Source organism: Streptomyces sp. NPDC002889 (genome assembly GCF_042888425.1).
Classification (GTDB): domain Bacteria; phylum Actinomycetota; class Actinomycetes; order Streptomycetales; family Streptomycetaceae; genus Streptomyces.
The window spans coordinates 73,610-86,855 of the sequence record NZ_JBIAPT010000018.1 but is presented as its reverse complement, the minus strand read 5'-3'; the positions used below and the strand labels follow the sequence as shown (position 1 = coordinate 86,855).

The following is a 13,246-nucleotide window of genomic DNA, read 5'->3' as shown; positions in this document are numbered from 1 at the left end:
CGGGGCCCTGGCCGGAGCGCCGGTCAGGGCCTCGGCACGTGCCGCAGATTCGAGCGGGCGAGCTGCAGCATCCGGCCCACCCCGCCGTCCAGCACGATCTTGCTGGCGGACAGCGCGAAGCCGGTCACCATCTCGGCCTTGATCTTCGGTGGGATGGACAGCGCATTCGGGTCGGTCACGACATCGACCAGCGCGGGACCCTGGTGCTTGAAGGCGTCCTTGAGCGCGCCCGCGAGTTGCTTGGGCTTCTCCACCCGTACGCCGTACGCGCCCGCCGCCCGGGCGATCGCCGCGAAGTCCGGGTTGCGGTTGGTGGTCCCGTACGACGGCAGTCCCGCGACCAGCATCTCCAGCTCGACCATGCTCAGCGACGAGTTGTTGAACAGCACGATCTTCACGGGGAGGTCGTACTGGACCAGGGTCAGGAAGTCGCCCATCAGCATGGCGAAGCCGCCGTCGCCCGACATGGAGATGACCTGGCGGTCGCGGTCGATGAACTGGGCGCCGATCGCCTGCGGCAGGGCGTTCGCCATCGAACCGTGGCTGAACGAACCGATGATCCGGCGGCGGCCGTTGGGCGAGATGTAGCGCGCCGCCCATACGTTGCACATTCCGGTGTCGACGGTGAACACGGCATCGTCGTCGGCGAGTTCGTCCAGGACGGAGGCGACGTACTCCGGGTGGATCGGAACGTGCTTGTCCACCTTGCGGGTGTACGCCTTGACCACGCCCTCCAGCGCGTCGGCGTGCTTCTTGAGCATCTTGTCGAGGAAGCGGCGGCTGGTCTTGGGGCGCACCCGCGGGGTGAGACAGCGCAGTGTCTCGCGTACGTCGCCCCAGACGGCCAGGTCCAGCTTGGAGCGTCGGCCGAGGTGCTCGGGCCGGACATCGACCTGCGCGATCTTGACGTCGTCGGGGAGGAAGGCGTTGTACGGGAAGTCCGTGCCGAGCAGGATCAGCAGATCGCACTCGTGGGTGGCCTCGTAGGCGGCGCCGTAGCCGAGCAGGCCGCTCATCCCGACGTCGTACGGGTTGTCGTACTGGATCCACTCCTTGCCCCGCAGCGCATGCCCGACAGGTGACTTGATGCGCTCGGCGAACTGCATCACCTCGGCGTGCGCGCCGGCCGTGCCGCTGCCGCAGAACAGCGTGACCCGCTCGGCCTCGTCGATCATCCGGGCCAGCTTGTCGATCTCCGTGTCCCCCGGGCGGACCGTGGGACGAGTGGTCACCAGGGCGTGCTCGATGGACTTCTCGGGGGCCGGCTGGGATGCGATGTCGCCGGGCAGCGCGACCACGCTGACACCGCTGCGCCCGATCGCGTGCTGAATGGCCGTCTGGAGGAGTCGGGGCATCTGCTGCGGGTTGGCGATGAGCTCGCAGTAGTGGCTGCACTCGCGGAACAGCTGGTCGGGGTGGGTCTCCTGGAAGTAGCCGAGGCCGATCTCGCTGGAGGGGATGTGCGAGGCGAGGGCCAGCACGGGAGCCATGGAACGCTGCGCGTCGTACAGGCCGTTGATGAGGTGGAGGTTGCCGGGGCCACAGGAACCGGCGCAGGCGGCGAGGCGGCCGGTGAGCTGGGCCTCGGCGCCGGCCGCGAAGGCGGCGACCTCCTCGTGCCTGACCTGGATCCAGTCGATGGCGGCGTTGCGGCGGATGGCGTCGACGACGGGGTTGAGGCTGTCACCGACGACTCCGTACAGCCGTTCGACGCCGGCGCGGACGAGAATGTCGACGAACTGCTCCGCCACGTTCTGCTTGGCCATGGATGCGCACCCCTTCTCGGTCGGCTCGGGCTTCGCGTGCCCCCTGGAAGGTCCATCAACCCACGGCCCGGGCCGCTACGCCTCCCAGACGGCTGCCGCCGTGCGGTCGTCGGCATACCCCTTCACCCGCAACTGGGTGTCCGCGAGGAACGCGGCCATGCCCGGAGGCTGGGGGCTGCGCCAGCGTGCGGCGAACTCCTCGGCAAGGGCGGGCTCGCCCCGCAGGGGATCGGCGAGGCCGGCGCTGCACAGCAGCAGCGTGTCACCGGGGCGGGCCACGGAGGCGCGGAAGCGGAACAGTTCGGCGGGCGGCCGGGACGGGGCCTCTATGTACGGCGGCGACGGGGGCGTGGCGATGCCCAGGTCCATGGTGAGCCGGTCGCCCTGCGGGGTCTCGGACGGGACCTCGCCGGCGGGCGGCGAGCCGAACCCGACCACCGGCGCGCCCGTGACATCGCCGGTTTCGGGGATGAACGGCTCTATGTCCTGCCAGACGCCGTCGCGCAGACGGAACAGCCCGCCGCCGCCGACCCCGAAGAAGACACGGGTGCGGCAGTCGGGGTCGGCGGACAGGAGCAGGCAGCGGAGATTCGCGGAGTACTCCTCGGGCCCGACGCCGAGCTCGGCGGCGCGGGCGCGGAGCTTGCCGAAGCTGCGGTCGACGAGGCGGTGCAGCCCCGACTTGAGGGCGCCGCGGCGACCGTCCCTGATGTCCTCGGCCAGCCGGGCGTGACTGCGGCCGACGGCCGCGCCGATCCAACGGCAGGCGTCCGACGCGGCGAGGTGCGCGCCCTCGGCGGCGCGGGCACCGCCGGCGACGGCAACGAGGACGAGCGCTGCGGGCCCGGTGCCGAAGCGTGCGGTGAGCAGGGCGTCGCGACGGGGCTCGCCACGGAAGCGGGCGGAGTCCCCCCGGACGGACGCGGCCCGCAGGGTGTACGTCCCGTACCGCGCCCCGTCGAGCACGGTATCGGCGACGACGTCACCGAGCTCGTGCGCCTGGGCCGGGGGCAGGGCGGTGGGCTCGGGGTCATAGGTGGGCGGGCCCCCGCCGACGATCCCGGTGACGGGCCGCGCGGCTGCGTCGAGGGGCGCGGTGCGGGGGTCGGCCACGGCCGGCGGCTCGGGCTCCGCCCGCGTCTGCTGGGGTACGTACGCCCGCTCGGGCCGCGCGGCGGGCGGCCGGGGCCCAGACCCCTCTTCGGACGCCGCCTGCGGCCCGGCGGGCGGTTGCGCCGCAGGCGGACCGGCCTGCGCACGGGGCGGCCCGCTCGGCGGCCGCGCTGCCGGCTGGGCGGACGGCACGTCCTTCCCGGTGGCGGGCGGTCCGCCCGGACCGCCGTGCCCCGGCGCCTGCGGCCGCACGGCGCCCGACGGCCGCGGGACCCCAGGGGGCGTGGGACCGGTCGACGGGCCCGAGGGTGTCCTGGGCCCGGACGGCGGCACAGCCTGCGGCGCGGGCGTCTCCCACCATGTCCGGGAGCGGTCCGGTGGGACCGGGGGCGGGACGTCGGGGGACACCGTGTCGGACGCGGAGTCGAAGCGGTCGTCGAGTGTGTCGCCCGTCGACGGTGCCGGGCCCGTGTCCGGGGCGGAATCGTCGTACAGCCGGGTCCACCAGTCGTCCTCGGTGGGCGGCCTCTCCCCCTGCTCGCTCATGCCCTTATTGTCCACCGCACAGGGCGTACGAAAACGGCGCATGCGGAAAATGACATCACCGCGGAGCAGTCCGCCGGGCGACCCCACCCCCCACGGGAAGGACGCCCGGCGGACCGGATTCGTGGTCAGCGCGTTACCGCACCGCGTAAGCGTCGACCACGAGCTGAGAGACGGAGTTGCCGTCGTCGTCCGTCAGTTCGGTCTTCAGGGTGACCGGCTCGCCGACGCGTCCGCGTGGGTCACGGTCGCGGTCCAGGCATTGTCGCCGGGCAACGCTCCGGCGGCCGAAGGCTGTTGGTGCTGCGGTGGCGCCACATTGGCAGAGGGACGGCCGGTGCAGGGATGATGTGCGCGGCGGGTTTACGCCGTGGCCGATTTCCGCCACGGCGACGGAGAAGTGCACGTCCGGGAGGGGTCACGGTGCTGGGAGCGATTGGGCTCGACGAGAAACAGGAATCGGCCTACCGCGCATTGGTCGCGCTGGGGGCGGCGGAGGTCCCCGATCTCGCGCACCGGCTGGCCCTGCCGGAGCCGGACACGGAGCGTGCGTTGCGCCGGCTGGAGCAGCAAGGGCTGGCCGCTCAGTCGTCGGCGGGCACCGGACGCTGGGTGGCGGCGCCGCCGGGCGTGGCGCTCGGTGCGCTGCTCACCCAGCAGCGGCACGAGCTGGAGCAGGCGGAACTGGCCGCGGCGGTGCTGGCACAGGAGTACCGGGTGGAGGCGCACGAGCTCGCGGTGCACGACCTGCTGGAGGTGGTGACGGGCGCGAGCGCCATCGCGCACCGCTTCCTGCAGCTGCAACTGGGCGCGACCGAGGAGGTATGCGCTCTGGTCACCGGGCGGCCGGTCGCGGTCACGGCGATGGACAACGAGGCGGAGGAGAAGGCGGCCGCCCGCGGGGTCACCTACCGGGTGGTCATCGAGCGCGAGGTGCTGGCACCGCCGTCGGGGATCACCGAGCTGAGCGCGGCCCTGGGCCGGGACGAGCAGGTCCGGGTGGTCGAGCGGGTGCCGACGAAGCTCGTCGTCGCGGACCGTACGATCGCGATGGTGCCGCTGAACCTCAGTGGGGCCGAGCCCGCGGCACTGGTCGTCCATGCGAGCGGTCTGCTGGAGTCGCTGACCGCCCTGTTCGAGTCGGTGTGGCGGGCGGCGCTGCCGCTGCGACTCGGGGTGCGTGGCGAGATCTCGGAGGAGGCCGCCGCGGGACCCGACGCCACCGATCTGGAGGTCCTGTCGCTGCTGCTCGCCGGGATGACGGACGCGAGCGTGGCCAAGCAACTGGACCTGGGACTGCGGACCGTACAGCGCCGGGTGAAGGGGCTGATGGAGCTGACGGGTGCGACGACCCGGCTGCAGCTCGGCTGGCATGCCTACGCGAAGGGCTGGGTGGCCCACGACCTGCGGGAACGCCTCTGATCCCGGGAGTCCGCGACCTGCGGGAACGCTCCTGATCCTGCACCCTTGGCAGATGGGCGAGTGGCAGCTGCTGATGGTCGGCGGGGTGATGCTGCTGGGCCTGTTGGGGGTGCTGGTCCCGGGTGTGCCGGGGCCGTGGCTGGTGTGGGCGGCGATGCTCTGGTGGTCGCTGCATGTGAAGACGGGCCTTGCGTGGGTGCTGCTGGTGGGCTCGACCGGACTGCTGCTGCTCACCCAGGCCGTGGTGTGGCTGCTGCCACCACGGCGCCTGCGCGGCGTGGGCATCACCCGCCGGATGGCGGCATTCGCGGGCGCGGGCGCACTGCTGGGTTTCTTCCTGATCCCGGTGGTGGGCGCGGTCCTGGGGTTCATCGGGGGGATCTACGGCTCCGAGCGCATGCGCCTGGGCGGCCACGGCCCGGCGATGGCGGCCACGCGGGCGGTGATGCGGGCGGGGGGAGCGAGTGTGCTGGTGGAGCTGCTCGCCTGCCTGCTGGTGGTGGGGGCGTGGATGGGGGCGGCGATCCGGGGCTGAGTCCCCGGCCGGCCCGCGCCCGCGGCGACCGTTCCCGGCCCGCGCATCCGCCCGGTCGCGCCGAATGCACCGGCGCCCGCGGGGGTCCGGCCGGTCCGAGGTCGTAGGACCCGGTTCCGTCCCCGTACCGATGCGGAGGGCGAGGTGGGCGTGTGAGGCTACTTGCATGGCGGAATTCAGCGAGGCGGAACGCGCGTATCTCTCCTCCCAGCGACTGGGGCGACTGGCGACAGTCGACCCGAAGGGCCAGCCGCAGGCGAACCCGGTGGGCTTCTTCCCCCAGCCGGACGGAACGATCCTGATCGGCGGTTACGCCCTGGCGACGACGAAGAAGTGGCGCAACCTCCAGGCGAACCCGAAGGTGGCCCTGGTGGTCGACGACATCGTGAGCGTTCATCCCTGGGAGGTGCGGGGCGTCGAGATCCGCGGCGAGGCGGAACTGCTGACGGGCCCCCATGAGCTGGGCCCGCACTTCAGCGACGAGCTGATCCGTATCCATCCGCGGAAGATCCACAGCTGGGGACTGGACTGACCGGTTCCGAGGGCGGCCCGCGCGGGGTTCGGGCCGCCCTCGTACCGGCGGGCCGTCAGCGCACGTGGCCCCGCTTGGCCTGCAGGGCCGCACGACCCTCCGCGCCCCGCATTTTCCAGCCGCGGAGCATTTCCGCTCGCAGCCGCGCGTCCGTCTTGGCCACGATGCGCTGGTTCTCGCGCAGCAGCTTGCGGTAACTGTCCAGGCGGCGCTCCGGCAGTGAGCCGTCCTCGATCGCCTCCTGTACCGCGCAACCGGGTTCCGAGGCATGGGCGCAGTCATGGAAGCGGCAGCCCTCGGCAAGATCCTCGATCTCCGAGAAGACCTGGCCCACGCCGACCTCAGCGTCCCACAGTCCGACACCCCGCAGCCCCGGGGTGTCGATCAGTGCGCCCCCGCCGGGGAGTACGAGCAAGTTGCGCGTCGTGGTGGTGTGCCGGCCCTTGCCGTCGATGTCACGGGTGGCCTGCACATCCATCACGTCCTCGCCCAACAGGGCGTTGGCAAGGGTCGACTTGCCGGCTCCGGACGCGCCGAGCAGCACGGCGGCGCCGTCGGAGAGGATCGCGCCGAGCACCTCGATGCCTTCCCCGGTCGTGGAACTGACCGGGAGCACCTGCACCCCGGGCGCGGCCGTCTCCACGTCCTGCACGAGATAGGACAGCCCGGTCGCGTCCGGCACGAGGTCGCACTTGGTGAGGACGACGAGCGGCTGTGCGCCGCTCTTCCAGGAGAGCGCCGACTTATGCAGCAGCGCATCACCACTGGAGCTGGACATCGCAAGGGTGAGGAACCGCTCGATCCGCCCGAGGTCGAGTTCGACCGCGAGCGACACACAAATGACGACGTGATCGATGTTAGTGGCCAGCACCTGGCCTTCGGAACGCTTGGACGACGTCGAGCGCACGAAGGCCGTACGGCGAGGCAGCAGCGTCCGCACGTACCGCGGATCACCGCCCTCAGGGTCGACGGCAACCCAGTCCCCCGTGCACACGACCTTCATCGGGTCGTGGGGGACGACGAACTCGGTGTCGGCTCGCATGGCACCAGCAGGGGTGATGACGTCGCACTGGCCACGGTCGACACGTACAACACGGCCAGGCAACAAACCCTGATCGGCATACGGAGCGAACGCCGCCTCCCAACCCTCATCCCAGCCATACGGGGCGAGAGGGTGCGACGAAGCCTGAAGAGAAGAGAAAAACAAGGGGTGACCCTTCACAAGGGTGGCCCCGGCACGCGCACAGAGGCGCAGAAGAAGAGGACGGTCAGCCGGAGACCACGGGAGTGGAATTGATGAACTTCTGGATGCGGGCAACGCCCATCGCAACGACAGCCATCAGTCACACCTCCCGGTCATACACAGCTGAGAGCAGCAGCCACCGGCCACCGCAAGGAACGATCACACCCTAGTCCGGCCCATGTGACAGTGCTAAGCATTTTCTTCGCCGAGAGTTCGGCGGTCTGTTGGCTTGAAGGGTGACCACCGCCCGGGTGCCAGCGACAGCCCATATTGAGATGCCTGCCCTGATTGCGGCCTGAAAGAGGTGCCAGATGACTCGTACGGTCGAGGAACGCGGGTTCTACTCCGGTCGGGTCAGTTGGAAGCGATAGCGCAGACCCTCGCCGACCGAGCGGAAGTAGCGCGCCGATCGGGGGTCGAGGGGGTTGGGGAGCAGGCACAGCCGCCGCATATCGCTGTCCAGGGCATGGGCGACGTACAGCACGTGGTAGGTCTCCCGTCTCTTCAGGGACCGCGCCCGCGCGATCTCGGTGGGTGAGAGCGGGAACTCGCCCGCACCACCGGCTGACGACTTCACTTCGAAGAGCAGGCTCGACCGCTTTCTCTCGATGATGAAGTCGTAGCCGAGAGTGTCGTCGCCCATCGCGTCGCCCAGGACCTGGTTCCGGTCGCCAGAGACCCAGGCCCCGTCGTCCACGCCCTCATACCGGTACTTGAGCCACTCAAGAGCGGCGATTTCCCCAGCGAGACCGACCGCAATCGCCTGTGTGTCGGAGAGCTTGGTCGACCTGGCGGCGGAGAATCCCGGACGCGCGCTGCCGGGGGCCCGCGAAGTGTGGGGTGCCAGTTCGGAGAGGGAGGCTGTGCCGCTAGAGGCAAGGAACTTCTGGGTGAGACCAGACCGTACAGCGGCTACAAGTTGACCGAAGTTCTCCTCCTCCGCCCACATGTCCTGGCCGTCCACCGTGATGCGTCGTCGTGCATCCTGCCGCTGACGACGTTCGCGTTGTTCCTTCCGCACGGCCTCGTCCAACTGGGCGGGTGTCAGCCCGAATCCTTCGGGTGTCAGCGTGAGGGGGGTGTCGGACGGCCACCGGCGTCCCTCCTGGAGCCAGCTCAGGGTCGCATCGTCGTTGAGGATCTCGAAGTCCAGCAAGCCGCCCGCACCTGCCTCGTCGGCGAGGGTGATCGGGTCTCCTGGCAGGCTCGAAGCAGGCAGGTCCCGCGCGGCTGCCCAGGCCAGGACCAGGTTCCGCGCGCGCTTCAGCTGGTCTAGGAGCCGGCTGCGGTTCACCGTCCGGAGTTCGTCCACGGACGACAGCCCAGGGTCCGATCCCAGCGACGGGGCACCGATGCCGGCCAGCCACCGGTCCACATGCTCTTGCATGAGGGCCGGTTCGAGTGCAGATACTCGTCCGCCCACGCAGGATTCGGCTGCAGTTTCGCCAGCGTCCGGTGCTCGGCGTACGACGAGAGGGATGCCCTCGATCGGAAGACGTCGAGGAAGCCAGCCCGCAGCGCGTTCATGATTTGGGCGCGTCGGCCGGTGACAAAGTGCCGGAACTCCTGCTCGATACCTTCGGAGTTGCGAAGAGGCCGGTATCGGGCCCCGAGTGCCGTGATCGCCACGTTCAGCGCGGTCAGGGACAGGTTCATTGCATTACGGGCGGTATCCAGCTCCGTGTGGCGTGCAGCGGCCAGCAGCGCTCCGCGCATCCACCTCTTTCTGGCTGGCCCTCCTCCTCGGCCACCGCTGGAACCGGCTGCGCCCCACTGTCGTGTACGAGGACGTCCGCACCGCGCAGGGCTACGAGGCGGCCTTCACCGTTCAGGCATAACAACGCACTTCAGGAATCCGCCCTTCCGTGCCCAGACCTCCACCACTCCACCACAGACCACGTCCTGCCTCACGTGCAGTTGCAGAGCCGCGAGCGTAGAGCAACAGCGCCATGTCCCATCCATCCGAACCAGCCGGAGGCATCGCTCGCCCCTCTGCTCCAGGGACTTTTCAAGGACTTTCAGCGCTGTCCGAGGGACTTCCGAGGGACTTTTCGCCGCCTAACGCGGCAAGCCCCCGAAAGATCGGAAAGGACCTCCGACACAGGTCAGAGGCCCCTTCCGAGGTAAATCCGCAGGCAGCGGCGACGAGTCGGCCTGTACGCCGGGTACAGTGCCCCCGGGCAAGAAAAAGCCCGGGATTCGAACCCGAGACCTACGCATTACGAGCACACGAGCGATCATGCCGTCCGGTGACGGCTCATGCTGCCGGATACCGTCTTGCCTGATCAGACCACACGCGCCGTACTCGGCGCCGCTACCTCGTGCCACACCGTCCAAAGGCGTCCGGCCACCTCTTGGCCACCCCTGGCGCGGGCTCGCGCTAGTTGGCGCTTCTGAGCACCAGCTATTGGTTCCCGACAATGCACCCACTTCGATACTCCCTGGATAAGGAGGGGGTTGTGGAGGAAGGAGAAGAAGGCTTCCCAGAACCACATGACACTCGCCCTTTCCGTCGTGGGTGACGTCGGCTACTCGGCGATGATCTCGCCGGTGGTCGCCTTGAGGGCGCTGGAGTAGGCCGTGACGCCGTACTTGAACAACATCCTCAGTCTGAGCTGGCCAGATGGGGGGTGAGGACGGCTTGGACGAGGCTCATGATCCGGGTTGTCGAGCAGCGGAGCTTGAGGATGAGCCGCCAGGGCTTGAGGGTGGCGGGCTTGTTCGACCAGTGCGCGGACCTTCGCATGGGATCGGTTGACGGCCTGCGACCGGCGGAAAGGCTGCTCCATCGGCCGCGGTAGGGAAGACGGACCGTGCCGCCTACGCCCTGGCAGCCCTTGTCCGCCCAGCAGGTGATGCCGGCCTCGGCGAAAGTGCCGATGATGCCGTGCTCACGTGCGGCCCGGACGTCATGGACGGCACCGGCCAGGGTCGGTGAAGCCCAGAGGAGACGACCCTTCGGGCGCCAGGTCCGCCGGCATCTCCGCCGAGACCGCGCGCGACGTCCGGGAACGGGTCGGCAAAGGGGACAGCCCGTTGCCCGTTCCCGATTCGTCCGGTGATTCCCGGCCGCGCTCAGGAGCGAATGGGCAGCGCAAGGACCCATGGCAGACAGACCTGGCCATGATGCTCAACTCGCTGAAACGAGATCCGGCCGTCAAGTACTCTTCGGAGGGCCGTGCCCTGGTCCGGTGGCTGGAAGTACGGCTCGTCTGCAAGGACGACACAGATCTGATGATGCGGACCCCGGCGCATCAAGCCACCAAAGTGGCCACCATGGCCCGGGTGTTCGCGGCTCGCTGGGACGAGATCGCCGCGCAGTTGGAGCAACAGGGCCTGTCAGAGGAGAACCCTGGGCAGGACGGCGCGGGCGCGGGCCCTGCCGGGTATCCGGGCGACACCACCGGAACCTGACTCGGGCCGGACCATCACACCCGGTGGGAAAGCTCGTACCGACGGGCATTCCCACCGGATTCCCGGTTCGCCCTCCCGGCGCTCTGGACACGGGGCCCACTCGAAATACGGAACGGCAGGGCCACGGAACTCTTCCGGTCCGTGGCCCTGCCGTTGTTTGGACATACCAATCGACAGCTGGGCTGCCTGATCGCGTCAGGCAGCGGGCTCGATGTTCTGATTCCGGCGGAAGACGTTGGCTGGGTCGTAGACCGCTTTGAGTGCCGACAGCCGGTCGAGTACGGACTTCTCGTACAACTCGGACCGGAAGTCCGCGGCGTCACGCATGCCGTACAAGAAGTTCAGTGACCTGCCCAGCGTCCACGGTGCGACGGCGTCGTCGATCCGCTTGAGCGCCGCGCGCACATCGGCCAGTTCGATGCCCTCGGGAGACGAGAGCACCCGCAGGATGTACGCCGCCTCGCGGAAGGACACCGCGTTCGCGACCTTGGGGGAACGCGACAGGGCGCCTCCGAGGTGACGCAGGTCGACGATGCACGAGACCGGGGCGTCCGCGCCGGCCAGTTCCCGTACGGCATCCAGAATCTGCGGGTTGAGTTCACTCAACAGGACACTGTTGCCGTCGAAGTAGTGGGCGAAATTGGGTTCCCGGTAGATCGAGCCCGCCTCGCTGTAGGGCAGCTCACCGATGTGCTCCAGGAGTGTCGGTGCGACCTCCCGCCACGGCTGTACGAGCGCCGGCCCGCCCTTGAGGTCGGTGGTGGCGAAGCGGACGTGTACGACATGCCTGCCGCGCAACGGCTCGGGGAAAACCGGAATCGGCGGATACCCGATCATGCCGACGGACGAGGTCATAGTCTCGGGGACCGTCGCAGTCCACTCGCGGAAAAAGGCGAAGACCGCCTCGGCGTGCTCGAAGCCGAAGAACATCCCGCCGCCGAAGATGCGTTCGACCGGCTGCAGGTCGATTTCCAGGCCGGTCACGACACCGAAGTTGTCCCGGCCGCCGCGGAGCGCCCAGAACAGATCCGCGTCGCTGTCGGCGGTCACATGCCGGAGTTCACCGTCGGCGGTGACGACGTCGATGGAGCGCACATGGTCGGCGGCGTAGCCGAGTTCACGGGCCAGCAGGCCCATGCCGCCCGCCAGTGTGTAGCCGACCACGCCGACGTGCCCGGCGGAGCCACTGGGCGGGATCAGTCCGTGCGGCTCCGCCTTGGCGACCACCTGCTCCCACTTGGCACCCGAGCCGATCGTCGCGTACCTGCCGGCCGGATCCACGGTGACATCGTCCATACGCTTGGTGGAAATCACCACACCGCCCTCGTCGAGCACGGTGACCCCGTGGCCAGTCGACTGGACGGCGACGGCCAGGTTCCGCTCGGCGGCGAACCGTACGGCCGCGCGGACGTCCTCGGCTCCGGTCACGCCGACGACCACAGTCGGCCGATGGTGGTACCCGGTCTGGAAACCGCTGAGCTCCTCGTCGTAACCGTCCTGCCCTGGACGCAGCACCGGTCCGGCCACTCGATCCGCCAGATCGGAGAAGTCGTCCCGTCCAGTCTCATTGGCCATGTGTCAGCGTCCCCACTCGTCACTCGTGCCCATGGCGACCCATCGCGTTGTTCGCCGGGACGCCAAGCTTCCGCATTCCAGCCTGGGTGGGCTGCGGTCAGAAGTCCAAGAGCCAGTTTTTATCGCAGCCAGAACTCCTGGTTATACCCAGCGACTCACGGCCTGGCGCCCACCCGTGTTACGCGGTGGCCTGACCCCGGTTCTCCACCGATGGCCCGAGGACGAACCGCGCATGCGCGACGAACGCGCGAGTCGCCGGGCTGACCGGATCCTGCGCACGCCAGGCGAGGGCCATACGCCCGTGCAGCCCTGGGGGATCCACGGTGAGAGCGCTGAGCTTGCCGTGGTACCCGGCGGCGAGGGACGCCGGGAGAACGGCGGGTCCCAGGTCGCGCATCGCCAGTTCGGCGAGCACGACGGGATCACTGACTTCGAAGGCGACGTACGGGACGAAGCCCGCGACGGCGCAGGCCTCGTCCAGACAGGCCCGCATACCGGTGCCTCGTGGCAGGCTGACAAGCCGTCGGTCCCGCAGAACGTCGATGGACACGGCGGAGCGTTCGGCCAGCTGGTCGCTGGAGCTCACCGCGATGACGAGTGGTTCGTCCACGAACACATGGAGATTGACGCCGGGCGGGGTCGTGGCCGTCAGGGCGACCAAGGCCGCGTCGAGTTGCCCGCTCTGGACGTTCTCGATCAGCCTGTCGGAGTTGTCTTCGGCCAAAGTGACCTCGACGTCTGGATACTCCTTGTGGAAGTCCGCCAACAGGGCGGGCAGATCAAGGCCCGCGCAGGCCCGGACCACCCCGATGGTGACACGGCCGCGCACAAGTCCGGTGAACTCGTCAATGACAAGTTGGATTCCGGCCACACCGTTCAGTACATCGCGGGCGCGTACCAGGACCGCGGTCCCCGCCTCGGTGAGCTTGACCGTACGCCCCGTGCGGTCAAGCAGTTCCTGTCCGAGTTCACTCTCAAGACGGCGGATCTGCGTACTCACACCGGGCTGTGCCACAAACAGTCGCGCTGCGGCTTTGGTGAAACTCGCTTCCTCCGCCACCGCCACGAAGTACTCCAACTGACGTAACTCCATGGTTGACCAT

11 protein-coding genes and 1 pseudogene are annotated in these 13,246 nt (G+C 69.1%); 5 read left to right on the top strand and 7 right to left on the bottom strand.

Annotation, left to right across the window (positions count from 1 at the left end; translation table 11 throughout):
• Positions 1-23: 23 nt before the first annotated feature.
• Together ACFYWI_RS25800 and ACFYWI_RS25795 are read right to left on the bottom strand one after the other, a co-directional pair.
• Complete coding sequence (locus tag ACFYWI_RS25800) at positions 24-1,766, bottom strand: pyruvate dehydrogenase (protein ID WP_389236873.1); 1,743 nt, start codon at positions 1,764-1,766, stop codon at positions 24-26.
• Between the two features lie 75 nt (positions 1,767-1,841).
• Positions 1,842-3,425: a protein phosphatase 2C domain-containing protein gene (locus ACFYWI_RS25795; protein WP_389236869.1), complete on the bottom strand. Its 1,584-nt coding sequence runs from the start codon at positions 3,423-3,425 to the stop codon at positions 1,842-1,844.
• A gap of 420 nt (positions 3,426-3,845) precedes the next feature.
• Here ACFYWI_RS25795 and ACFYWI_RS25790 point away from each other — a divergent pair, with 420 nt between their 5' ends.
• From ACFYWI_RS25790 to ACFYWI_RS25780, 3 genes are all read left to right on the top strand, one after another.
• A complete protein-coding gene (locus tag ACFYWI_RS25790) occupies positions 3,846-4,844 on the top strand; it encodes a helix-turn-helix domain-containing protein (protein WP_389236867.1) in 999 nt (332 codons plus the stop codon).
• A gap of 52 nt (positions 4,845-4,896) precedes the next feature.
• Positions 4,897-5,379 carry a DUF456 domain-containing protein gene (locus ACFYWI_RS25785; RefSeq protein ID WP_389236865.1) on the top strand — a complete coding sequence of 161 codons (483 nt, stop codon included), beginning with the start codon at positions 4,897-4,899 and terminating at the stop codon, positions 5,377-5,379.
• Between the two features lie 166 nt (positions 5,380-5,545).
• Positions 5,546-5,911, top strand: coding sequence for a PPOX class F420-dependent oxidoreductase (locus tag ACFYWI_RS25780; protein ID WP_389236863.1), 366 nt, complete (start codon positions 5,546-5,548; stop codon positions 5,909-5,911).
• A gap of 55 nt (positions 5,912-5,966) precedes the next feature.
• On the opposite strand, the gene rsgA is transcribed toward ACFYWI_RS25780, so the two are convergent.
• Both rsgA and ACFYWI_RS25770 read right to left on the bottom strand, forming a co-directional pair.
• Positions 5,967-7,118: a ribosome small subunit-dependent GTPase A gene (gene rsgA / locus ACFYWI_RS25775; RefSeq protein ID WP_389236861.1), complete on the bottom strand. Its 1,152-nt coding sequence runs from the start codon at positions 7,116-7,118 to the stop codon at positions 5,967-5,969.
• A gap of 376 nt (positions 7,119-7,494) precedes the next feature.
• On the bottom strand, positions 7,495-8,541 hold the full coding sequence (locus tag ACFYWI_RS25770) for a protein NO VEIN domain-containing protein (protein WP_389236858.1): 1,047 nt from the start codon (positions 8,539-8,541) through the stop codon (positions 7,495-7,497).
• A 301-nt stretch (positions 8,542-8,842) separates the two neighbouring features.
• On the opposite strand from ACFYWI_RS25770, the gene ACFYWI_RS25765 reads away from it, so the two are divergent.
• Positions 8,843-8,992, top strand: coding sequence for a hypothetical protein (locus ACFYWI_RS25765; RefSeq protein ID WP_389236856.1), 150 nt, complete (start codon positions 8,843-8,845; stop codon positions 8,990-8,992).
• 767 nt (positions 8,993-9,759) lie between these two features.
• Here ACFYWI_RS25765 and ACFYWI_RS25760 read toward each other — a convergent pair.
• Positions 9,760-10,116, bottom strand: a pseudogene (locus tag ACFYWI_RS25760) (transposase family protein); the annotation flags it as partial.
• On the opposite strand from ACFYWI_RS25760, the gene ACFYWI_RS25755 reads away from it, so the two are divergent.
• Positions 10,089-10,568: a hypothetical protein gene (locus tag ACFYWI_RS25755; RefSeq protein ID WP_389237062.1), complete on the top strand. Its 480-nt coding sequence runs from the start codon at positions 10,089-10,091 to the stop codon at positions 10,566-10,568. The pseudogene ACFYWI_RS25760 and the gene ACFYWI_RS25755 sit on opposite strands and share 28 nt — an antisense overlap.
• A gap of 195 nt (positions 10,569-10,763) precedes the next feature.
• Here the strand turns inward: ACFYWI_RS25755 and ACFYWI_RS25750 are convergent, their stop codons facing one another.
• Positions 10,764-12,143 carry an FAD-binding oxidoreductase gene (locus tag ACFYWI_RS25750; protein ID WP_389236854.1) on the bottom strand — a complete coding sequence of 460 codons (1,380 nt, stop codon included), beginning with the start codon at positions 12,141-12,143 and terminating at the stop codon, positions 10,764-10,766.
• A 178-nt stretch (positions 12,144-12,321) separates the two neighbouring features.
• On the bottom strand, positions 12,322-13,236 hold the full coding sequence (locus ACFYWI_RS25745; protein ID WP_389236852.1) for a LysR family transcriptional regulator: 915 nt from the start codon (positions 13,234-13,236) through the stop codon (positions 12,322-12,324).
• Positions 13,237-13,246 lie beyond the last annotated feature (10 nt).

Bases quoted from the DNA above. Each gene is read 5' to 3' on its own strand.
- ACFYWI_RS25800 (WP_389236873.1), bottom strand. From the start codon at position 1,766: ATGGCCAAGCAGAACGTGGCGGAGCAGTTCGTCGACATTCTCGTCCGC.
- ACFYWI_RS25795 (WP_389236869.1), bottom strand. From the start codon at position 3,425: ATGAGCGAGCAGGGGGAGAGGCCGCCCACCGAGGACGACTGGTGGACC.
- ACFYWI_RS25785 (WP_389236865.1), top strand. From the start codon at position 4,897: ATGGGCGAGTGGCAGCTGCTGATGGTCGGCGGGGTGATGCTGCTGGGC.
- ACFYWI_RS25780 (WP_389236863.1), top strand. From the start codon at position 5,546: ATGGCGGAATTCAGCGAGGCGGAACGCGCGTATCTCTCCTCCCAGCGA.
- ACFYWI_RS25770 (WP_389236858.1), bottom strand. From the start codon at position 8,541: ATGCAAGAGCATGTGGACCGGTGGCTGGCCGGCATCGGTGCCCCGTCG.
- ACFYWI_RS25750 (WP_389236854.1), bottom strand. From the start codon at position 12,143: ATGGCCAATGAGACTGGACGGGACGACTTCTCCGATCTGGCGGATCGA.
- ACFYWI_RS25745 (WP_389236852.1), bottom strand. From the start codon at position 13,236: ATGGAGTTACGTCAGTTGGAGTACTTCGTGGCGGTGGCGGAGGAAGCG.